This is a genomic window from Duodenibacillus massiliensis, from assembly GCF_900128485.1.
Classification (GTDB): Bacteria; Pseudomonadota; Gammaproteobacteria; order Burkholderiales; family Burkholderiaceae_F; genus Duodenibacillus; species Duodenibacillus massiliensis.
The window spans coordinates 34,851-54,504 of sequence record NZ_LT635858.1 but is presented as its reverse complement, the minus strand read 5'-3'; the positions used below and the strand labels follow the sequence as shown (position 1 = coordinate 54,504).

Annotated in this window: 15 protein-coding genes; 8 read left to right on the top strand and 7 right to left on the bottom strand. The window is 57.5% G+C overall.

Annotation, left to right across the window (positions count from 1 at the left end; all coding sequences use genetic code 11):
- Positions 1-61: 61 nt before the first annotated feature.
- The 5 genes from kdpA to BQ7486_RS02325 are packed head-to-tail and all read left to right on the top strand — an operon-like array spanning position 62 to position 7,821.
- The gene (gene kdpA / locus BQ7486_RS02345; protein ID WP_074008829.1) at positions 62-1,663 is read left to right on the top strand and encodes a potassium-transporting ATPase subunit KdpA; all 1,602 of its coding nucleotides are present in this window, start codon (positions 62-64) and stop codon (positions 1,661-1,663) included.
- Positions 1,664-1,679: 16 nt separating this feature from the next.
- Entirely contained in the window at positions 1,680-3,758 is a 2,079-nt protein-coding gene (gene kdpB, locus BQ7486_RS02340) for a potassium-transporting ATPase subunit KdpB (protein ID WP_074008828.1), read from the top strand.
- A gap of 11 nt (positions 3,759-3,769) precedes the next feature.
- On the top strand, positions 3,770-4,393 hold the full coding sequence (gene kdpC, locus BQ7486_RS02335) for a potassium-transporting ATPase subunit KdpC (protein WP_022372982.1): 624 nt from the start codon (positions 3,770-3,772) through the stop codon (positions 4,391-4,393).
- Between the two features lie 42 nt (positions 4,394-4,435).
- Complete coding sequence (locus BQ7486_RS02330; protein WP_074008827.1) at positions 4,436-7,159, top strand: DUF4118 domain-containing protein; 2,724 nt, start codon at positions 4,436-4,438, stop codon at positions 7,157-7,159.
- 23 nt (positions 7,160-7,182) lie between these two features.
- Positions 7,183-7,821: an MBL fold metallo-hydrolase gene (locus tag BQ7486_RS02325; protein ID WP_084765583.1), complete on the top strand. Its 639-nt coding sequence runs from the start codon at positions 7,183-7,185 to the stop codon at positions 7,819-7,821.
- A gap of 140 nt (positions 7,822-7,961) precedes the next feature.
- On the opposite strand, the gene BQ7486_RS02320 is transcribed toward BQ7486_RS02325, so the two are convergent.
- From BQ7486_RS02320 to accB, 5 genes are all read right to left on the bottom strand, one after another.
- Positions 7,962-8,894: a carbohydrate kinase family protein gene (locus BQ7486_RS02320; protein ID WP_074008826.1), complete on the bottom strand. Its 933-nt coding sequence runs from the start codon at positions 8,892-8,894 to the stop codon at positions 7,962-7,964.
- Positions 8,895-9,041: 147 nt separating this feature from the next.
- On the bottom strand, positions 9,042-10,241 hold the full coding sequence (locus BQ7486_RS02315) for a zinc-ribbon and DUF3426 domain-containing protein (RefSeq protein ID WP_074008825.1): 1,200 nt from the start codon (positions 10,239-10,241) through the stop codon (positions 9,042-9,044).
- 70 nt (positions 10,242-10,311) lie between these two features.
- A complete protein-coding gene (gene prmA, locus BQ7486_RS02310; protein WP_074008824.1) occupies positions 10,312-11,211 on the bottom strand; it encodes a 50S ribosomal protein L11 methyltransferase in 900 nt (299 codons plus the stop codon).
- Positions 11,212-12,594: an acetyl-CoA carboxylase biotin carboxylase subunit gene (gene accC / locus BQ7486_RS02305; protein WP_022372975.1), complete on the bottom strand. Its 1,383-nt coding sequence runs from the start codon at positions 12,592-12,594 to the stop codon at positions 11,212-11,214.
- Positions 12,595-12,653: 59 nt separating this feature from the next.
- Positions 12,654-13,118, bottom strand: a complete 465-nt coding sequence (gene accB / locus BQ7486_RS02300; RefSeq protein ID WP_074008899.1) for an acetyl-CoA carboxylase biotin carboxyl carrier protein — start codon at positions 13,116-13,118, stop codon at positions 12,654-12,656.
- A gap of 551 nt (positions 13,119-13,669) precedes the next feature.
- On the opposite strand from accB, the gene BQ7486_RS02295 reads away from it, so the two are divergent.
- On the top strand, positions 13,670-14,479 hold the full coding sequence (locus BQ7486_RS02295; protein WP_074008823.1) for a hypothetical protein: 810 nt from the start codon (positions 13,670-13,672) through the stop codon (positions 14,477-14,479).
- A 45-nt stretch (positions 14,480-14,524) separates the two neighbouring features.
- Here the strand turns inward: BQ7486_RS02295 and BQ7486_RS02290 are convergent, their stop codons facing one another.
- Both BQ7486_RS02290 and BQ7486_RS02285 read right to left on the bottom strand, forming a co-directional pair.
- Positions 14,525-16,648 (bottom strand): IS1634 family transposase, encoded by a 2,124-nt coding sequence (locus BQ7486_RS02290; protein ID WP_074008822.1) that lies wholly within the window; start codon positions 16,646-16,648, stop codon positions 14,525-14,527.
- A gap of 238 nt (positions 16,649-16,886) precedes the next feature.
- Complete coding sequence (locus tag BQ7486_RS02285) at positions 16,887-17,522, bottom strand: hypothetical protein (protein ID WP_074008821.1); 636 nt, start codon at positions 17,520-17,522, stop codon at positions 16,887-16,889.
- A gap of 101 nt (positions 17,523-17,623) precedes the next feature.
- On the opposite strand from BQ7486_RS02285, the gene mpl reads away from it, so the two are divergent.
- Together mpl and BQ7486_RS02275 are read left to right on the top strand one after the other, a co-directional pair.
- A complete protein-coding gene (gene mpl, locus BQ7486_RS02280) occupies positions 17,624-18,979 on the top strand; it encodes a UDP-N-acetylmuramate:L-alanyl-gamma-D-glutamyl-meso-diaminopimelate ligase (RefSeq protein WP_074008820.1) in 1,356 nt (451 codons plus the stop codon).
- A gap of 12 nt (positions 18,980-18,991) precedes the next feature.
- Positions 18,992-19,654, top strand: coding sequence for a YqiA/YcfP family alpha/beta fold hydrolase (locus BQ7486_RS02275; protein WP_074008819.1), 663 nt, complete (start codon positions 18,992-18,994; stop codon positions 19,652-19,654).

Here is a 19,654-nt window from a genome sequence, read left to right as displayed (position 1 = left end):
ACACCCCTTCAAGTTTGTAAAAAGGCCCCCCCCCACCCCCGGGGGGTTGGGCTTTCCCCCCTTGCCAGGGGGGGGTGCCCCCGCCGTTGTTGAACCCGCCGACCGCGCGGTACTGCATTTTCTGGGCCTTACCAACACCCCGCAGACGTGGGCGGCCTATGCCGCAAGCGCCGTGGTTTTCAATATGGCGGGAGCGGTGTTTCTCTACCTCATTCTCCGCTTTCAGGGGTGGCTTCCCTTTAATCCGCAGGGCGTTGACGGGATGGGGGCGCTTCAGGCCTTTAACGTTGCCGTGAGTTTTGTCACGGGCACAAACTGGCAAAGTTACAGCGGCGAAGTCTCGGTGAGTTACTTCTCGCAGGCCGTGGGCCTTGCCGTGCAGAATTTTTGCTGCTCGTGCACCGGTACGGCCGTTTCTTTTGCCCTGATGCGGGGGTTTTCACGGAAACTCACTGATGACCTCGGAAACTTCTGGGCGGACGTGGTGCGCTGCGCGCTCTGGGTCTATCTGCCGCTTTGCGTGATTTACGCCCTTTTTCTCGTGAGCCAGGGCGTGATTCAGAACTGGTCGGATTACGCGGTGATTCAGACGCTTGCCGGGGGAGAGCAGACGATTGCGATGGGGCCCGTTGCAAGCCAGGAAGCGATCAAAATGATCGGCACCAACGGCGGCGGCTTTTTTGCGGTGAATTCGGCGCACCCCTTTGAAAATCCCACGCAGATCACGAATTTCATTGCTTCGCTTGCCATCCTTGCGGTACCGGCGGGGCTCACCTATACCTTCGGCGTGATGGTGCGTGACACCCGTCAGGGGTGGACGATCTGGGCCGCGATGTGGCTTATTTTTGCGCTCTGCACGGTGGCGTTTGCCTGGTTTGAACTGGATACCCCGCAGGTACTCACCGATCTCGGTGTCCCCGAAGGCGTAATGAATCCGGAAGGAAAAGAAGCGCGCTTTGACATTGCCGCAACCGCGCTTTTTTCCATGGCCACCACTGCGGCCTCCTGCGGGGCGGTTAACGCCATGCATGATTCCTTCACGGCCCTCGGAGGGATGTTTCCGCTGTGGCTGATGCAGATGGACGAAGTTGTTTTCGGCGGCGTCGGCGCGGGCTTTTACGGCATGATCGTTTTTGCCGTGGTGGGTGTTTTTGCCGCGGGCCTGATGGTGGGACGCACGCCCGAATATATCGGTAAGAAAATCACGCCCGTGCAGATGAAACTTGCGGGTGTAGCAATGCTTACGCCCCCGATGATTGTGCTTTTCGGTACGGCCGTGACGTGCGTTTATCCGCCCGCCCTTGAAAGTCTCACAAACCCCGGGGCACAGGGATTTTCAGAAATCCTTTACGCGTGGAGTTCGGCCGCCAACAATAACGGTTCAGCCTTTGCAGGGCTAAACGCCGACACGGACTTCTTTAATGCGGGGCTCGCGCTTGCGATGTGGTTCGGACGCTTTGTGTGCCTCATTTCGGTGACGGCCTTGGCCGGTTCCCTTGCGCGGCAGAAGATGACCGCGGCCGGGGACGGGACGCTTAAAACCTACGGACTTTTGTTCACGGTGTTTCTAAGCGCGACGGTGCTCGTGGTGGGGGCGCTCACCTACATGCCGGCATTGGCGCTCGGGCCCGTTGCGGCCTATTCGGGCACGGTGCTTCCCTAAATGACGGAGTGAAGAAATGACAAGACGCCGTCGTGAAAAAGCGCAGAGTGAACTGATCCGCAGTGCCCTTATCGGCATGGCGGCAAGGCTCACGCCTCAAAGGCAGATTGAAAACCCCGTGATGTTTTTGGTGTGGCTTGCAAGCGTTGTGGTGACGGGCCTTTGGCTCGGCTCGCTTGCCGGTGTTTACGCCGAGTCTGCGGTCTTTACGGGACTGACGGCCTTCGTTCTCTGGGTAACGGTTTTGATTGCCGCGTTTTCTGAAAGTTACGCCGAAAGCGGCGCCAAGGCGCGGGCCGAGTCCTTAAAGACCGTGAAGGAAAGCGTACGGGCCGTGCGGATTGCCGAAAGTGATCTGAGTGATGCGGGTCCGGGAACGGCCGGTCAAGCTGTCACGTCGGAAAACCTGCGGCGCGGTGACCTGATTCTTGTGAGGCAAGGCGAAATCATTGCCGCCGACGGCGAAGTCGTCAAAGGCATTGCCAGTGTGAACGAATCAGCCGTCACCGGGGAATCCGCGCCCGTTGTGAGAGGCGAGGGGACGGACGCAAGTGCCGTTACCGCGGGCACCACGGTTTTAAGTGACTGGATCATCGTGCGGGTTGCCAATGACCCGGGCGAAGCCTTTATCGACCGCATCATCGGGATGGTGGAAAGTGCGGAACGCCGCAAAACGCCGAATGAAAAGGCGCTCTCCGTTTTGCTTCTTGTGCTCACCGTGATTTTCGTGATGGCAACGATTACGTTGCTTCCTTTTACCCAATACAGCGCAAAGGCCGCGGGAGGCGGCAGCGTGAGCCACACGGTGCTTCTGGGGCTGCTTGTGTGCCTTCTGCCCACCACCATCGGGGGCCTTTTGTCCGCGGTGGGCGCAGCCGGCATGGCGCGCCTCATGAAGAAAAATGTGGTCGCGCGCTCGGGCCGCGCCGTGGAGGCCGCGGGCGACGTCGACATTTTGTTTTTGGACAAAACGGGCACCATCACCTTCGGCGACCGGCGCGCGGAAGCCGTTTTTCCCGCCGAGGGCGTCACACGCGAAGAAGCACTGCAGGCAGCCTATTACGCCTCGGCGGCAGATCCGACGCCGGAAGGCCGGTCATTGGCCTCTTTTGCGGCAGGAAAACTCGGGCGCAGCCTCAAAGTCCTTCCGGACGAAGCGGCGTTTATCCCGTTTTCGGCTCAGTCGCGGATGTCGGGCGTAAGTTTTTCAGGCGCCACCTACCGTAAGGGTGCGGCAGATGCCGTGGAAGCGTTTCTTGCCGCAGGCGGCAAAACCGTACCCGCGGACCTTACGGGGCGCGCCGACGTTGTCTCAGGACGCGGCTCTACAGCGCTCATTGTCTGTACGGCCGAAAAAGCGCTTGCCGTCGTCGAACTCAAAGATACCGTCAAACCCGGTATTGCCGCGCAGTTTGCACAGTTAAGGCGCATGGGGGTCCGCACGGTGATGATTACCGGGGACAGTACGCTTACGGCCGCAACGATTGCTTCGGAAGCCGGAGTGGATGATTTTCTTGCGGAAGCAACGCCGGAGAAGAAACTCGCGAAGGTAAGGGAACTGCAGGACGCCGGGCACATGGTTGCCATGACCGGTGACGGCACCAACGATTCGCCGGCTCTGGCGCAGGCCGATGTGGCGGTTGCGATGAACACCGGAACGCAGGCCGCGCGGGAAGCGGCCAACATGGTGGATCTGGATTCAAGCCCGGCAAAACTCATTGACATCGTGCGTATCGGCAAACAGATGCTCATGACCCGCGGGGCATTGACCACCTTTTCGCTCGCAAACGACATCGGCAAATACTTTGCCGTGATTCCGGCCGCCTTTATGGGCATCTATCCGGGGCTGCAGGTGATGAATGTGATGGGGCTTACCAATCCCCAGACCGCGCTTTTGGCGACCGTTATTTTTAATGCGCTCAGTATGGCGGCTCTGATGCCCCTTGCGTTAAAGGGGATCCGCTACCGGCCGATGTCCGCGCAGCGGCTTTTCCGCAGAAATCTTCTGATTTACGGTCTCGGGGGCCTTGTTTCGCCCTTTATCGTCATTAAGGCCGCTGACTGGCTTTTGGCCTTCACCGGGCTTGGAGCGTAGGAGTGATAACGATGGTGAAACGCTCAGCAGTGGTTGCAGAACCCGTGATCTGGCGCCGTATCGTGGTGAGGGCACTGACGGTGCTCACCTTTTTTACGGTGGTTTTCGGTGTCCTTTATCCTCTTTTCATTACGGGGGCGGCAAACCTTTTTTTCCCGCATCAGGCGCAGGGGTCGCTTGTGGAAGCGGACGGCCGCATCGTGGGGTCGGAATTAATCGGCCAGGATTTTTCGGGCGGCGCCTGGTTTGAGTCGCGCCCGTCGGCAACGACTCCGGTCTATAACGCCGCAGCGAGCGCCGCAAGCAACCTTTCCACGGATAACCCCGTGTTTAAAAGCGAAGTGACCGAGCGCCTCAAAGCACTTCAAACGCGTGAAGGCCGAAGCGACACGCCGCCCGCGGAGCTTCTCACGGCCTCGGCTTCAGGGATAGACCCGCATATTTCCGTTGAAGCGGCCCTCTGGCAGGTCAGACGCATTGCGCGCCAAACCGGGATCAGTCCTGATAAGCTCACGGAAATGATTGACGAGTGCGCTCAGATGAGTCTTTTCGGCGGTTCGCGGTATGTGAACGTGCTGGAACTTAATCTGCGGCTTAAAGCGCAGATCAGCAAAACCCGCCCGAACCCCCACTGACGGGCTGACAGTGAAAGTAATGCGGAAAAAGGATGCACGGTTATGCCCGACAATGCTTCCAACACAAAAACAGCGGATCAGATTCTGAAAGAAGTCCAGAAAGAGCGGCGCGGTAAGTTAAAGCTCTTTTTCGGGGCGGCGCCGGGCGTGGGTAAAACCTACGCCATGCTGCAGGAAGTGCAGGAAAAGCGTGCCCAGGGCCTCGATGTGCTGGTGGGATGGGTTGACACCCACGCCCGTAAAGACACCGAAGCGATGCTTGCGGGCCTTGAAGTGCTGCCGCGCAAAACCATCGTGCACCGGGGCTTTAAGTACCAGGAATTTGATATTGACGAGGTTTTAAAGCGCAGGCCCGGGCTCGTTGTTGTTGATGAACTTGCGCACTCCAATGCGCCGGGCTCGCGCCATCCCAAGCGCTGGCAGGACGTTGAAGAGTTGCTTGACGCGGGCATTAACGTTTACACCGCCTTAAACGTTCAGCATCTGGAAAGCCTTAATAACGTCGTTGAGCGCATGATCGGCGTGACCGTTAACGAAACGGTGCCCGACCGCCTCTTTGATGAGGCAAATGAAGTGCGCCTGGTGGACCTGCCGCCCGCGGACCTTATTGCGCGCCTCAAAGCCGGTAAGGTTTATCTGAGACAGACGATTGAAGCCGCGCTCGGGAGCTTCTTTAAGCAGGGAAACCTCCTTGCGCTGCGCGAACTCTCCTTAAAGCGCATGGCCGAGAGGGCGGACGCCGAAACCAATGCGCGGCGCGTGTTAAGCCAGACGCCGGATCTTACGACCGAAGGCATTGTCCTGTGGCTTGGTAACGCAAGCGGCGCTGAGGAGCTCGTGAGAAGCTGCTCAAGGCTTTCGGCAACGCAGCAGAGAAACTGGCACGTTGTCTGGTATGACGACGGAACCGCAGGCGAAAAGCGGCGCCTTGAGATGATGCACTGCCTTGCGCTTGCTGAAGAATTGGGCGCGGCCACCCAAGTCTTAAGCGGCTTTGAAGAAGAGCGAGCGGTCTGCGACTACGCCCGCACGCACGGCGCAAGCACCATCGCCGTTTCCAAGGCCTACATGAATTTCTGGCGACGCAGAAGGCTCATGAACGAAGCCGAGGATCTGAGAATCCTCGAAATGACGGCGCTTCCCACGGAAACTGAAAAAGACACCTTTCAGACCACCGGGCTTTTTGCGATCACCGAGCGCGACGGCTGGTGGCAGTCCTGTGTGGTCACGGCCGTTGTGGCGCTTATTCTGATGTGGCTTGAGCCCTACATTAAGCCCGCCAACGCCGTGATGGTGCTTCTCATCCCGACACTTATCATTTCCATGCGCTACGGCAGGGCACCGGGCGTGCTCACCGCGCTCTTATCGTCTGCGGCCTTTATTGTCTTTTTTGTCGAGCCGCCCTTTTCCTTTGCGGTCGACGATCCCTCCTACCTTATTGTTCCCTTTGTGATGCTTCTGGTGGCCGCGGGCACGGGCACGCTTTTTGCGCGGCTTCGCCGGATTTCGGATCAGGCCAATGACCGCACGGCGCACATGCGCATGCTTTTTACCTTAAGCCGTGAGCTCGGTAAGTCGCTGATGGTCGAAGAGGTGGCGGAGATTCTGGAAAAGCATGCCTTTTCGGACTTGGGCGCCAAAATCGAACTCTGGAGCAGCGGCGGGACCGTGAGTGATGTGAAGCGCCTGACCGCCAACATCAAAAACGTGGACCGCGCGATTGTTCTCTGGTGCGTGGAGCACGGGGACGAAGCCGGGCGCGGTACGCATACGCTGCCGTATTCCCCGTACCTGTATCTGCCGCTGCGCGGCCAGATGCGCGTGCACGGCGTGATTGTTTTCTCGGTGGATGAGCCCGACCGGTGGCTTGATCCGGAAATGCGGCGTGTGGCAACGGCGGTCGCAGACCTCGCGGCTCTGGCGCTTGAACGTCTGCACTACATTGATGTGTCGCAGAAGACGCTCGTTGAAATGGAAAGCGACCGGTTCCGTCATGCGCTGATTCAGGAATTGGGCGACGAACTGCAGGTGCCTTTGTCTGACCTCACCGAAGGCGCCGAAGCGCTCTCCGCGAAACTCTCCGTGCAGAATTCGCCTGAAGCCGCCGAAGGCCGCAAGCTTTTAAGCGATGTGCGCCGTATGTCGCGCCTGACCGGCAACCTTCTGGAAATGTCGCGTCTGCAGTCTTCAGGTTTTGAACTCGAAGCGAAGAAAACGCCCATTGCCGAACTCTTTGAAGAGTCGCTTGATGAAATCGCGCCCTCGCAGCGGCAGCAGTTCCATATCGTCACCAACATCGCCAAGGACTGCCCGGCTGAAATTTCCGTGGATCCGGCGCTTATCCGCAGACTGCTTGTGAATCTTCTCGATAACGCCGTGAAATACTGCTCCGCGGGCTGCACGATTGAGCTTTCCGCGGAAGCCGCAGCCGGTAACGTCCTGATCAGCGTCAGCGACAACGGTCCGGGCCTTCCCGGAGGCGACGTCAACCGCCTTTTTGATCCCTTTAAGCGCGGTGTGAAGACCGGTAACGGTGCCGTGGCCGGTGTGGGCCTGGGGCTTGCCATCAGCCGCACCATTGCCCGCGTGCACGGCGCTCAGTTAATCGGTAAGAACAACGCCGACGGTCCGGGCTGCACCTTCACCCTGATTCTGCCGCTTCCGGAAGAGGAAGAGGCTGAAGAAGAGGCCAAGGAAAAAGAAACTGAAAAGGACGGAAAGCCCCTTGTGACGGCACCGGCAGAAGTAGCGGCTGACAAGGCTTAAGCCGGGGCAATCCCGATTGTGACCTGCCATGTCCGGTCGAAAGCCTCTTTGATGTTGATGCCGTCATCGTGACGCATCTGCATTTTGACCACTTTGACGAAGTAGCGGCAAAAGTTTTGCCCAAGGCCCTGACACTATTTTCGCAGTCCGAAGAAGAAGCGCAGATTTTGCGCGGCATGGGCTTTGATGATGTGCGTGTGCTCTCCGGTGAGGGTATCGCCTTTGACGGCGTCAGGCTCTACCGTACCAAATGCGACCACGGCTCGAGTAATTTGGTGACAGTTGACGGGTACAAAGACAGAGGCTTAACGGAAAAAGCCAGCGGGGTCGTTTTTGAAAGTGTAGCTGAGACTGAGCGCTTCTACCTTGCCGGCGATACGATCTACTGTCAGCTCGTGGTGGATGCGGTAGAAAAGTTCAAGCCCGGCATCGTTGCGGTTAATGCAGCAGGTGCACAGTATCCACTCGGGCACCTCATCATCATGAACCAGTACGATGTGCGCTCGCTGATGCGCCGCTTCCCGACGCTCAAGGTGATTGCCACGCACGTCGAAGGTGTTTCGCACGCCACGGTTAATCGTCCGATGCTGCGTGAGTTCGCCAAGGCCAATCAACTCGACCAGCTCTTTGTTCCGAACAACGGTGAAGTGCTTGAGTTTTGAGAAGCTGATGACAGGCGCCTCAGAGATTAAGCGCGGAGTGTTAAGTTGTCCGGTATTTTCCGTATAGCCTGAAAAGAATCGGCCTGCAGAAAGCGTTTTTTCTGCAGGCCGCCGGAACTCAGAGCCCTTGCGGGCAGACTTTAGAGTTCAATCTTTTCGCCGTAAGCCTTTTCGTACTTCGCGGCGATTTCTTCCTTCGTGGCCTTGTAGGCCTGAGCGCCCGCGCTTTCCACCTTGAAGGACCCCATGACGGAGGCAAGGCGCAGCGTCTGCTGCCAGTCGTAGCCGTGGGTAAGACCGTAAAGGAGTCCGCCGCGGTAGGCGTCGCCCGCGCCCACGGGATCAACGGCGTTACTTTTAACAGCCGGCACGTCCAGGGTCTTGCCGTCATAGTAGACGGTGGAGCCCTTTTCGCCGTGGGTGATGATGAAGGCCTTAAGGCCGGAGGCGATCTGATCCACCGTGAGGCCCGTGGCACGGGTCATGAGGTCGGCTTCGTAGTCGCTTGCGACGGCGTAGTCGGCAAGGTAGAGCATCTCCTTCATTTCTTCGCCGTTAAAAAGCGGCGCACCCTGGCCGATATCGAAGATGAACGGAATCTTGCGGATGGCAAGTTCCCGCGAGCGCTGCTGCATGGCCTGTTTGCCGTCAGGGCCGACGATTGCGAGTTCAATCTTGCGGTCTTCCGGGAAAGGCGCTTCATGGCTTCTGAGCATTGCGCCCGGGTTAAAGGCCGTGATCTGTGCGCCCGTGATGTCGGTGGTCGTAAAGCACTGGGCCGTGAAGGTGTCGTTTAATTTCACCAGGGTCGTATCAATGCCGTGCATCTCAAAGTAGACCTGATAGTCGCGGCCGTCGGTACCGACTGCGCCGATCACCAGGGGGTCGCCGCCGAGCATTTTGAGAGAATAGGCGATGTTGGCGGCACAGCCGCCGTACCCGCGGATCATGTTGTCGGTGACAAACGACAGGTTGATGTGATCGAGGCTGCCCGGAATCAGGTGGTCGCTGAAGCGAGACCCGTAGGACAGGATGTTGTCATAGGCAATGGAACCGCTGATAAGAACAGACATTTTCTCTTGTATCCAAAGAAAAACCGAGGATTGCCCGGTTCGGCCGGAGGGGAAAGTCTGTCCGTCTGAACTAAGCATTTCTAGCCAATTGTAGGCGAAAGACAAAAAGAGCCGAAAAAAGGCGGGCTTTCTTTGGCTCAGAAACAGTTACTTCTGTTGTTTTGAGTAGACGGGCGTGACGATGCAGCGCGCAGGCGTGACGTTGGTCTGCAGATTCACGCGCACCGTGAGCTGCCCGCGGGCGGCGATGCTTTCATCAGCCTGTCCCGGATCCAGAAATTCGGGTGGGGTGAGCGTTTTTCGCAGCAGCGACCCGTCATTGTCGTCAACAAGTTCGATCTGCAGGTCCGGTACGGCCTGTGCGGTGGAGGAGCCGTTCACGACCGTCACTTCAAGCGCATAGTTTCCGGATTCGTCCAGCGGCCGCAGATTGGTTTTACTCACCACAAAGCTTTCGATCTGGTGCAGATAAAAGCCCGGGCAGGGGATCGTGCGGCAGACGTTGTCAAAGTAGGGTTCAGTCTGCGGGAAAGCTGCCATCAGGCGCTGATTGAAGATGACGGCTGCAACACAGGCAATCGCAATGAGAACGATCACGGTCAGAATGAGGCTTCCGGCGCCGCTTCTCTTTTTGCGCCCGGCTTTCGCGGGTGCTCCGTGTGCGGCAGAGTCCGTCGCCTGCGCAACCTCTGCCTCGATTTTGAGTTTGGGCGTGCCGTTGCCGGCAACGGCCGACTGCAGACTCGAAAGGTTTCCGAGGCGCGGCTCATTGGAAAAGCCTTTTTGCATGAGGGAGAGCGCCGTTGCCGTTGCGTTCAGTTTAGTCTCGGGCTTGGCAAGCGGCACGCCGGCGATGGGCGCGGGCTGTTCAGGCTGCGTACTCTGCGCGGGTTCGGCTTTTTGCGCGGGCGCAGATGCCTTTTCCGGCTCAGCTTCCGCGGGGTTTTCGTGCGCAGCCCGGGGCTGATCTTCACCTTCAGGCGCGGCAGCCTCTTTCGGGGTGCTTTCGGCAGTGTCGGCCTGCGGTGTCTGCGGCGCGGCGTCAGCGAAATCGGGGGCGCTCTCTTCAGTGCTTTCCGGCGCGGCCTCAGGTTTTTCTTCCGCGGCAATTTCCGGAATCACGGAAAAAGGTTCCTTTTTGTCGGTAGCGGCAACGGGCATGCCGCTACCCTGCAGCATCACCGGCACGCGTCCCGGGAAAAGAGAATCCGGCACGGCGGTAAGCGAGCATGTCGCATCAAAACTGTGATTGCAGTCCGGGCACTTCACGGGCGTGCGGTCCGCCGTTTCCTTGTCCGGCATCAGCCAGACCGAACCGCAGTAGGGACAACGTGTTACGTAAGCCATAGTCAAACCCGAGAAAGAAAAAGGCCAAGAAAAAAGCTGTCCGGTTTTTTGATCCGGACAGCTCTTAAGTCTAGCCGCGTTTTCCGGCAAGACAAATCCACCCGTTCATTTCTTTATAAAGGGTGAGTTCAATTCCAAAACCTTTATAGACGGCGATGATCTCATCGGCCTGGTGAGCAAGAAGCCCGGAAAGCACCAGGTGACCTCCTGCGGAGACGCGGCCGACAAGCGCGGGCGCCAAAAGCTTTAAGGGGTTGGCAAGGATGTTGGCCACCACGATTTTGAATTTCTTCTCTTCGGGCATGCCTTCGGGAAGTACAAAGTGTGCGTCCACACCGTTTTCGCGGGCGTTGTAAACCGCGGCTTCCACGGCCTGCGGATCAATGTCCGTGCCCCAGACGTCCTTTGCGCCGAGTTTGGCGGCGGCAATCGCAAGAATCCCCGTGCCGCAGCCGTAGTCAAGCACGTCGTCTCCGGCCTTTGTGTTGGCGTCAAGCCACTCAAGGCACAGGTGCGTCGTGGGGTGCGAACCGGTACCGAATGCCACACCGGGATCAAGCCGGATATTTAAGGCGTCGGCAACAGGCGGTTCACTCCAGGAAGGAACGATCCACAGGCGCGGGCTTACCTGCGTGGGCCCGAACTGCGCCTGCGTGACGCGCACCCAGTCGGCGTCCGGAACCGGCGTAACGGATTCCAGCGCGGGCGGTTCAATGCCGAGGCTTTCAGAAGCGTCCCGCACGGCCTTACCGATATCAAAACTCTCATCCACGAGGAGTTTGAGACGCGAATTGCGCCAGGCCTGCGTGGTGGGTTCCAGACCAGGCTCACCGTAAAGCGGCACTTCGTCGGGACTGTCGGCATCGGCGTCTTCGGTGGAAACGCTCATGACGCCTGCGTCCATCAGCGCGTCGGCCAAATCCTCGGCAACGTTTTCCGGGCAAAGAAGGCTCGCTTCGTTTAACGCCATTTAGTCATCGCCTCCGACGGGGTTGGTGTTGGGAACGGCTTTCCATTCGGCAAGCTTTTTCTCAAGGTAGTGAATGCTCGTGCCGCCCTGCAGGAAGTGGCTGTCGGCCAAAATCATGCGGTGCAGCGCAATGTTCGTGGTGATGCCTTCCACCGCGGTTTCAGACAGCGCCACACGCATGCGTGCCATTGCGGTCTCACGGTCAGGTCCGTAGGCAATGAGTTTGCCGATCATGCTGTCGTAGTAGGGCGGAATGCGGTAGCCGGCAAAGACATGGCTGTCTAAGCGGATGCCGGGACCGCCGGGCATATGCCACATCGTGACTTTTCCGGGGCAGGGACGGAAGTTGAAGGGATCTTCGGCGTTGATGCGGCATTCGACCGCATGGCCCTTTACTTCAATATCCTTCTGGCGGATGGAGAGCCGCTCGCCCGCGGCAATCGCAATCTGCTCGCGCACGATGTCCACACCCGTTACGAGTTCCGTCACGGGGTGCTCCACCTGCACGCGCGTGTTCATTTCAATGAAGTAGAACTCGCCGTTTTCGTAGAGAAATTCAAACGTGCCCGCACCGCGGTAGCCGATGCGCTTACAGGCGTCCACGCACCGGGCGCCGAGTTTGTCGATGAGCTTTCGGGGGATGCCGGGAGCCGGGGACTCTTCAAGAACCTTCTGGTTGCGGCGCTGCATGGAGCAGTCGCGCTCGCCCAGGTAAACCGCGTTTTGGAAGTTGTCGGAGAGAACCTGGATTTCGATGTGGCGCGGATTCTCCAGGAATTTTTCCAGGTAAACCTTGTCGCTGCCGAAAGCGGCCTTGGCTTCGGTGCGGGTCGTGGCGACGGAATTAATGAGCGCGGCTTCGGTGCGCACAATGCGCATACCGCGGCCGCCGCCCCCGGCGCTTGCCTTAATAATGACGGGGTAGCCGATCTTGCGGGCTGCGGCGATGATCGCCTTGGGGTCGTCCGGGAGGGCGCCGTCGCTGCCCGGTACGCAGGGTACGCCCGCCTCAATCATCGCGCGCTTGGCGTTTACCTTGTCGCCCATCAGGCGGATCGTGTCGCCGCGGGGGCCGATAAAGGCAAAGCCGCTTTTTTCCACACGGTCGGCAAAGTCGGCGTTTTCCGAGAGAAAGCCGTAACCGGGGTGAATGGCTTCGGCGTCGGTGACTTCGGCTGCGGAAATAATGGCCGGAATGTTGAGGTAGCTTTCAGAAGAGGGCGCCGGACCGATACAGACGCTCTCATCGGCGAGCTTAACGTACATGGCGTCGGCGTCTGCAGTGGAATGCACGACAACGGTTTTGATGTTGAGCATGCGGCAGGCGCGCTGAATCCGCAGTGCAATCTCACCGCGGTTGGCAATCAGAATCTTTCCGAACATGAGCTTTTTTGGTGAGGAAACAGAGACAGAGAGGCGGCCCGACGGGCCGCCTGCAGACATCAGTCGATCACAAAGAGCGGCTGACCGAATTCAACCGGAGAGCCGTTTTCCACGAGAATTTCGCGGATCACGCCGTCGGTTTCGGCTTCAATTTCGTTTAAAAGCTTCATGGCTTCAATGATGCAGACCGTGTCGCCCGCGGCCACTTTCTGGCCGACTTCCACAAAGGGCTTGGCCCCCGGGGAGGGCGAGCGGTAGAAGGTGCCGACCATCGGCGAATTGATAGTATTCTTTTCCGCGGCCGGTGCTTCAGGCGCGGGGGCTGCGGTAGCAACCGGAGCGGCAGGTGCGGGCGCCGCGGCGCCCGCAGCCGTAATGACGGTCTGCGGCTGGAGGGCGGCGGCAGCGGACGCACGCGTGGGATTGACGATTCGGACGTGATCTTCGCCTTCGCGGATTTCAAGTTCGGCAACGCCGCTCTCGCTGACAAGATCAATCAGCGTTTTGAGTTTTCTCAGATCCATGGGCTTATCCCCGTCGTAAAGAATGAGTGTCGTTTTTCGCGGACAGTGAGCCGGCAAATGCCGAAAATGCACTGAATTGTTGTTAATTTCGTCGAAAGAAGCCAAAATTTCTCAGAACAATGACCCCTTGTCCGGAAATTATAGCCGCCGCGGTTTGAGAAAAACGCGTGAAAAGTTGGGGATCATCCGTACGGATGGGAGCAAATAGGGCCTTTTTTCTCCGAAATTTGCGTTTTTCGGACGAAATTCGAAAAACACAGCGTTGGGCGAACTTCGGGATCATTGCAGAAGGATTTTTTGCCGTGCAATACATTACGGGTGTTTACGCGCTCAATCTGCCCTGCAGCCTTGAGACCACAGGGCGACTGGCACTCTTCGGCGCTTAACTGGGAGCGGCCGCAGACGGCTGATACGGAGAAAAGCGTTTTCGGAGCCTACGGTATCGCAGACTGCAGCTTTGTGCCCCAGCATCCGGTGTGCAAAAGCGGGCCAACCATATCCGGGCATTTTTGGATCTCATCGCGGATGGTCGGTTCCGTTCGGCGGGCGGAATGAAAAAAGACTTTATCTGCGCGGACCGATACACGCCGGAGGTTTTTGAGAAAGTGTTGCTTTTGAAGGGCTCCGGGCGCTGGTCGCAGATTGCGGCGTTCATGGGCCGGGAATACGGCGCCGAATGGCTGGATTTTCTGGAAGGCTGCGGAGAGGAGACGCCGTTTGAGGTTATCCGCCGCATGCCCTTACCGGCAACGCACGCGGCGTTTCTCCGAGACTGCGCAACTTTTGTAACGCAGGCCGTCGACCAACTCACCGTGACGGGACAGGCGGCGCTCGCGCTTTGCTACGGGCGTGAGAGCCCCGTGGAGAATCTGGAACTTGTCTGTTCCGGAGGCGAAGCGGCCGGGGTGCTGCGCCGCTTTTGCGCAGCCCGCAGCGTCAGCCTGTCTCTGATCAATGAGGTCTTGATCCGGCGCGAGTTTCTTATCCGCAGCGCAACGGACGAACTGCGGGTCATTGTCAGCTACCGTAAGGCCCGGGCTGTTCCGACACCGGTGATCCGCGGCATCCGTGTCAGTGAGCCGGACACCTTAGCTTCCCGGGCGTGCTTTGCCTTTAACCGCAGCAGACATCTTCGGGATCTGTATGACCTGGCTTTTGTCATCCGGCTCTTTTTTGACCGGATTTCGGAAGAAAGGAAATTTGATATCAGCAACGCTCTCAGCTATTTCGAGAGCAACGATCTTGAGTACCTTTTGAGAACGCAGGAAGATTGTCTCATCGACAAAACCAAACTCGTTAACGATTACCGGGCGATGTGCAGACTCCTGAGTTTTAAAGCAGAAAATCGACAAAACCAGTAACCACAAGGTCTAACGGCTGGTTTTGATTATTTTCTTGTTGTACTTCTACCGCTGTCCCAGTTCACGGAGCATGGGTACGGCGGAGCGATTGGTGGGGAAGCGGGTGCCGAGGCAGGAGGCAAGTTCCGGCCTCGAGCACACCCGAGGCGGCAGCGACAGGCCGCAGGCCTGCAGGATGTCAGCTTTGTGGTTGCGTGCTTTGCCGGCAACGTACTGAGCACCAAGTTCTTCTTCTGTCAGCAACTCATTTCCTTTGCGCAGCTTCGGACCAAAGCCGCACCGGTAGAAGGTGATTTGGTTGTCATCGATGATTTGAGCCATCACGGTTGAGTCGTGCAGTTCACGGCACAGTGTGTCAATGCTGATTGGCGTTCCCTGCTTTTTCAGTTTGTCCTGCAGCAGCCTCAGCAGCAACAGGGCCAGTACACAAGCCGTAATATGGCCGTAAATATGGCTGGAAGTCCAGACATACATCGGGCGCAAGCCGATGTTGGATTTCATGATCCGGAAGCACGTTTCAATCTGATTCAGGCAGTGGTACATCGAGGCGATTTCCTTGCCCGTTTTCAGTATCCGTTCCCCCTTGTTATCCGACTCTTTGACTTCTGCAGCTGCAGTCTCCTTTGCTTTGTTTTCCTGCTCGTCAGCCTTTTCAGTCCGTTCAATGCAGTACTCGTCATAAACGACAGCAGCAAACCCGCAGAGCGCCTTGCGCTCTGCCAAAGCACTTTCGTCAATGCCGGTGATCACCTGCTTCTTTTCCTTGGTGTCGGTGGTGGCGATGCCTGCCCAAGCCGGCTTTCTTGTTTTAAGTTCCTTCCCGCTTCTTCTGCGGATCAAATCAGCCCAGATCTCAAGCAGTTTTTCATCGCGGCGCTTACGTTTTTCGCTCCAGGTCAGAACCAGTGAGCATTTGACTGAGCCGCTCTTGCCGGTGCGCTCCCAGTCCTCAATAACGCGGTATTTGTTGCTTTCAGGATCTTTGTCGTTAATCGATTGATAGGCTGACAGATCAAGCATCTGCTTAAGTGTTTCGTCATTGAGATTACTCACTTTTTGGGCCACCAGGTAGCCCAGCTCAAGCCGCTGGAGCATCAACAGATTTTCAGCTGAATTGAGTCCTCTGTCGGCAACAACAATGGCATGACCGATGTTGTATTTATCCTTGAGTTTTCTGATGGCGGATTCCATGGTTCTGTACTCGGAGCTGTTGCCTTTGAAAACCTCAAAGTCCATCGGAAAACCATTCTTGTCAATGACCAGAGCAATGGATACCAGCGGCAGATCCGAGCGGTGTTCCTTTGAGGGACCGCGCATTCTCAAAAATTCAGGATTGTGATCATCAGCCACGGCATCGATGAAGTCCTGCGGCAGAGTGTCCGGCAGAACGGAGCCGTCATCGTCAAAACACGCTTCCGGAAGTTCTTTTTCTGCGCGGGCCTGCTCAGCAGCAGCCTGCAGTTTGTCCAGAAAATCCTGGTGGTAGTTTTCCATCTCGGCATCTGTCAGAGGTGCCTCAAAATACGCATTGGTGACGTCATAAAAAACAAGCGTGGCTCTGTCAGTACCGTAGTGCTTGTCCATCTGACGGTTGACCCAGTTGAAAATCTCATCCTTGTTCTCTTTCAGAAAATCAAGCGTCCTGTAGCAGGCCTGCAGAGAGATTCCCTGCAGCGGAGCGCCGAGATACTCATCCTGATCATGGAAACCGGCCAACACAGAGCTCGGTCTCATGGCTTTTCTGAAAATCATGAAAGAAGCGGCGGCATTGAAGCTGAACTGCACTTTCTGATTGAGCTTGCTTTGCAGGTAATCAAATTTGCGGGGTAAGCACAAGGTCTTATTCCAGATTTGCTTCAGTGCATAGTGACCATACCGAAGCAGAGGAAAGTCCTCTGCCGGACTCTCACTTTGCCCAAGGACCTGCGCCACCGCTTCGGCCGTCTGGGCCCGAAGGGCTGCAACGGCCTGCTTTTTGCTCGCACGTTCACTGCCGAACTGCTGTTTGAGATTTTCCAGATAGTCGGGATCGTTGGCAGTCAGTTCATCAAGGCGTCCCAGGGTTTTGACGGTGCGGTGCCGCACCCGGCCTTTCTCGTCCCGATACCCTTCCACGAGTTTGACATAGGAGAACTTGCCGTTGCCGCTTTTGGTGATTTTTACGAACATAGTCTTTCCCCAAAGAGACCTTGATTTTCTAAGGAAATTATATCAGGAAAGACAACAGAATACAACAAGGAAACAATTTAGAAAAAGGCACAAAAATAAGAGCCCGTGCGGCTTTACGGGCTCTCAAAAAGTTAGTTTGCTTTAAAAGTCAGGTTTGAGAACGCAGGAAGATTGTCTCATCGACAAAACCAAACTCGTTAACGATTACCGGGCGATGTGCAGACTGCTCGGTATAAGCTCAGATGAGTTCCTGCCTTAGTTTGGCGGCCGTAATGCGGCCTGCGGCTTCCCAGGCCTTCTGATGACTGTCGGGTTCTCGCTTAAAGGGATTGATGCCGATTGACTTGGTGGAATGCACTTCAATGAGGCAGCCTACACGCTCCCTGCCGTCGGGGATGAGAACCGCAATCGTTTCAAGCGGCTCGGGCATGGGGCCCGCGACCGATTCCATCGCTTCAAACGTAAGGTTGGCGTTCATCAGAGCCACTTCCACGCTTTTAACGTCGTCGCAGAAAATCGCCAGGGCGATATTGCTCTCTTCGGTGGCGGCGCCGTTTAAAACGGCACCGGTGAGCCACGCGTCAAAGCCAGCAAAAACCCTTTCGAGGACATCAAGCGCCAGAAGCCTGCGCTTTTTCAGAAGTGCCGCATGTTCTTCGGGATTAAAAACGGCGTGACGCTCGCGCACGGCCGACTCGATTTCAGCCGATGAGGGACACTGAGCGCGCCTTGCTCCCCGCAGATCCCCCGTGATGCGTTCGCGCGCTTCAGCCCAGCTCATGCCGTCGTCCACAATAAGCGCAGCGGCCCGGGCCGCGAGTTCAAGACGCCGGTCATCGGCGGCGGTGAGAAATTCAGGATTGTTGTCAAACACAGAAGAGTCTCAGAAAAACAATCGGGAAACGCCGGCAAATGCTCCGGGTTCGGGCGGTACAATGGCGCGGCACTCGGATTTTATCGGGCACAGGTGGTTTCATGCACATTCATATTTTGGGTATCTGCGGTACGTTTATGGGCGGTGTGGCCCAGCTTGCGGCGCACGCCGGGCATACGGTGACGGGGTGTGATGCCAACGTCTATCCGCCGATGAGCGACCAGTTAAAGCTTGCCGGCATTGAGCTCACGCAAGGGTATGGTGCCGAACAGATGGCCGTGAAACCCGACCTTTGGGTGATCGGTAACGCCGTGAGCCGCGGCAACCCCCTGCTTGAAGCCATTCTTGACGCTGGCGCCCCCTACACCTCGGGCCCGCAGTGGATGTGCGAAAACATTCTTCAGGGGCGGCACGTGATTGCCGTTGCCGGCACCCACGGCAAAACCACGACCACCTCAATGGTGGCAAAGATTCTCGATTACGCGGGGCTTGAACCGGGGTTTCTGATCGGGGGCGTGCCAGACGATTTCGGCATTTCAGCGCGGCTCGGCAGCGGCCGACACTTTGTGATTGAAGCGGACGAATACGACACGGCGTTTTTTGATAAGCGCAGTAAGTTCGTGCACTACCGTCCGAGAACCACGGTTTTAAATAACCTCGAGTACGACCACGCCGATATTTTTGAAAACCTCGCGGCGATTGAAAAGCAGTTTCATCATCTTGTGCGCACGATGCCTGAAAAGGGGCTCGTTGTCGTAAACGGCCGCTGTGAGGCCCTCGACAGAGTGCTCAAAATGGGCTGCTGGAGCCGCACGGAATTTTTCGACCGCGAGGGCGGCTGGACGGTGGACGATGCGCGCAACGTGAGTTTTGCCGGAAATCCCGTGGGACAGCTTGAGATGGCGCTTCCCGGTCACCATAACGCGTTAAACGCGACGGCGGCCATCGCAGCCGCGCGCGACGCAGGCGTTGATCCGAAGGCGGCGCTTGAAGCGCTTTCACACTTTGCGGGCGTCAAGCGCCGCCTGGAAGTAAAGGGCGAAGTGAGAGGCGTCACCGTGATTGACGACTTTGCGCACCACCCGACCGCGATCCGCGAAACGATTGCCGCACTGCGCCAGAAGGTGGGATCGCAGCGCCGCATCTTTGCGGTGCTCGAACCCCGCAGCAACACGATGAAGTTGGGAACCATGAAGGCGCAGCTTGCCGGAGCGCTTGCGGGCGCAGAGCGCGTCTTTTGCTGGGCCGGAGACGCCGTGCACTGGGATACGCACGAAGCGCTTTTGCCCCTGGGGGAAAAAGCCGAAACCTTCAGAGGCGACATGACGCCGATGATTGAGGACATTTGCCGCAGGGCCCGCGTCGGCGACGTGATTCTTTGCATGAGTAACGGCAGTTTCGGCGGTATTCACGCCAAACTCTTAAAGGAACTCGCGGCAACGGCGCAGAAAGCGTGAGTACGGTCCATCATGTCTTCTGTTAAAACGATCATTTACCTGCACGGGTTTTTATCCTCGCCCGCGTCGCTTAAAGGCCGGGTATTTGGTGAAAAAGCCCGCGCGCGGGGCCTTACTTACAAGGCACCGGACTTAAACGTGACGGATCCGAGGTGTCTGCCGTTTCTGCTTGATGATCTGCTGCGGGGGGAGTCTGCGGAGAGAGTTGCCGTGATCGGCTCAAGCCTCGGGGGCTTTTATGCTGCGTGGCTTGCAGGCCGAAGGCCCGTGAGAACGCTTCTTATCAACCCCGCAGTGCGCCCCTGGCTTTTCGTGGAAAAGTATCTCGGGGAGCAAAAGACAGCCGACGGCCGCACACTTCTTATCAGGCCGGACTTTGCGCAGTCCCTGGAAGCCATGCGGCCCGGTGCTTTTGCTTCGCCGCAGCAGGTTTTGGTGACGGTGACCACCGGCGACGAAGTGCTTGACTGGCATGAGGCCCTGCGGGCCTATCCCGCCTCACCGCAGTATGTGATTGAAGGGTCGGATCATGCAGTCTCTGACATTGACCGCTATGCTGACGCCCTTACGGATTTCCTCGTTAACGGGACACTTCCTTTAAAGCGTGCCGCCATCAGTGCGGGCGAAGCGCAAAAGCGTATTCTTTCGGACAACCTTCGCAACGAAAGGCACTAA

Excerpts from the sequence above, each read along its gene's own strand:
- mpl (WP_074008820.1), top strand. The coding sequence starts at position 17,624 with ATGCACATTCATATTTTGGGTATCTGCGGTACGTTTATGGGCGGTGTG.
- kdpC (WP_022372982.1), top strand. The coding sequence starts at position 3,770 with ATGGTGAAACGCTCAGCAGTGGTTGCAGAACCCGTGATCTGGCGCCGT.
- accC (WP_022372975.1), bottom strand. The coding sequence starts at position 12,594 with ATGTTCGGAAAGATTCTGATTGCCAACCGCGGTGAGATTGCACTGCGG.
- BQ7486_RS02290 (WP_074008822.1), bottom strand. The coding sequence starts at position 16,648 with ATGTTCGTAAAAATCACCAAAAGCGGCAACGGCAAGTTCTCCTATGTC.
- BQ7486_RS02295 (WP_074008823.1), top strand. The coding sequence starts at position 13,670 with ATGAAAAAAGACTTTATCTGCGCGGACCGATACACGCCGGAGGTTTTT.
- BQ7486_RS02320 (WP_074008826.1), bottom strand. The coding sequence starts at position 8,894 with ATGTCTGTTCTTATCAGCGGTTCCATTGCCTATGACAACATCCTGTCC.
- kdpB (WP_074008828.1), top strand. The coding sequence starts at position 1,680 with ATGACAAGACGCCGTCGTGAAAAAGCGCAGAGTGAACTGATCCGCAGT.
- BQ7486_RS02315 (WP_074008825.1), bottom strand. The coding sequence starts at position 10,241 with ATGGCTTACGTAACACGTTGTCCCTACTGCGGTTCGGTCTGGCTGATG.
- BQ7486_RS02330 (WP_074008827.1), top strand. The coding sequence starts at position 4,436 with ATGCCCGACAATGCTTCCAACACAAAAACAGCGGATCAGATTCTGAAA.
- accB (WP_074008899.1), bottom strand. The coding sequence starts at position 13,118 with ATGGATCTGAGAAAACTCAAAACGCTGATTGATCTTGTCAGCGAGAGC.
- BQ7486_RS02275 (WP_074008819.1), top strand. The coding sequence starts at position 18,992 with ATGTCTTCTGTTAAAACGATCATTTACCTGCACGGGTTTTTATCCTCG.
- prmA (WP_074008824.1), bottom strand. The coding sequence starts at position 11,211 with ATGGCGTTAAACGAAGCGAGCCTTCTTTGCCCGGAAAACGTTGCCGAG.